Origin of the sequence: Bradyrhizobium sp. (genome assembly GCF_016462955.1) — a bacterium.
Lineage (GTDB): Bacteria > Pseudomonadota > Alphaproteobacteria > Rhizobiales > Xanthobacteraceae > Bradyrhizobium.
This window is the reverse complement of the sequence record NZ_JAEMSD010000045.1, coordinates 1-1034: the sequence shown is the minus strand read 5'-3', so window position 1 is coordinate 1034 and position 1034 is coordinate 1. Positions and strand designations below refer to the sequence as shown.

Sequence of the window (1034 nt, the reverse complement as noted above, 5' to 3'; positions counted from 1 at the left end):
CAAGGCCGACCGCCTGGTGCGCACAGCGGGCCAGCCACCGCGCGCCAATTAGCGCTCGTCGCTTGGGATGCCATCCTCGGCCGACGATTGCGGCCACGCGGCGCCACGCGAGGCGAGCGCCACGAAGCCGGCATAGCCGGACAGGTTAAGCAGGACTTCGAACCAGGTAGGCATGTCAGTATCTCGCTCGCTGCGTGACAGGGGTGCTCAACGCTCGCGCGCTAACCTCGTTCCCTTGCTCCCGAAGCACGTCCGGAAGTGCGAAGCGTTTTCCGAAAGAACATGCGTCAACAACGACGCGTTAGGGAACTCACAGCGGAGATGAGGGGTCGAGCCGGCGGCCGAGGGCCGCGACGGATTCGCCGGACGGCCGCTCCTTCAGGAACTCGGCGATCGCCTGTGCCAATTCGCGGTCGCTCATCGGCGTCGGCGGCGGTCGCAGCGTGCCGACACCGAAGCTGCGGACGATCTCGTCATAGTGACCATCGTCGGATCTGGGAACCAGTTTGCGGATACGCGCCAGCAAAGCAGATAATGGCAAACCTATCTCCTTGATCGTCGTCCCCGCTGGCAACCGTCCTGGTCTGCTGCCAATTGCTCCCGTGAAACTGAAAACCCCGCCAGCATCGCGGAGATGCTGACGGGGTCTTCGTGCTGTCGCCTCAACCCGGATGGCGGAGGCGCCCGCACTTGAGACGCCAACCCGTCCGCGGCCGTTTCGTTCCCGCCTGGTCGATAATTATTGACGCCGTCTGGTTCCACCTCGTGCGCAACCATCGCAGGCGCCCGCCGTTATCCCGGGGACACGCGAAGGAGAGAAGCATGAAGAAGACACTCGCAGTCTTGGCGACCATCGCGGCCGTCGGTGTGACCGCGGTCGCGGCGCCCGGGGTCACCCTCACCGCGACGATGCTCAACGCCGCGACGGTATTCCCCGACGACCTCGACCATGGCGCCCCCATCACGTTCGCGTGGGACGACGACGCCGTTCACGACGATCGCGCCGTCGGCGCCCGTGAAACGGCCCGAGACGA

At 65.5% G+C, this 1034-nt stretch carries 2 protein-coding genes and 1 pseudogene; 1 reads left to right on the top strand and 2 read right to left on the bottom strand.

Going from position 1 to position 1034, the window contains the following annotated elements:
• Positions 1 to 48 precede the first annotated feature (48 nt).
• Both JHD07_RS07650 and JHD07_RS07645 read right to left on the bottom strand, forming a co-directional pair.
• The gene (locus JHD07_RS07650; RefSeq protein WP_291620609.1) at positions 49 to 174 is read right to left on the bottom strand and encodes a hypothetical protein; all 126 of its coding nucleotides are present in this window, start codon (positions 172 to 174) and stop codon (positions 49 to 51) included.
• A 136-nt stretch (positions 175 to 310) separates the two neighbouring features.
• Positions 311 to 541, bottom strand: coding sequence for a hypothetical protein (locus JHD07_RS07645; RefSeq protein WP_291620607.1), 231 nt, complete (start codon positions 539 to 541; stop codon positions 311 to 313).
• A gap of 281 nt (positions 542 to 822) precedes the next feature.
• Between JHD07_RS07645 and JHD07_RS07640 the strand changes: the two are divergent.
• A pseudogene (locus JHD07_RS07640) lies at positions 823 to 1034 on the top strand (hypothetical protein); the annotation flags it as partial.

Excerpts from the sequence above, each read along its gene's own strand:
- JHD07_RS07650 (WP_291620609.1), bottom strand. The coding sequence starts at position 174 with ATGCCTACCTGGTTCGAAGTCCTGCTTAACCTGTCCGGCTATGCCGGC.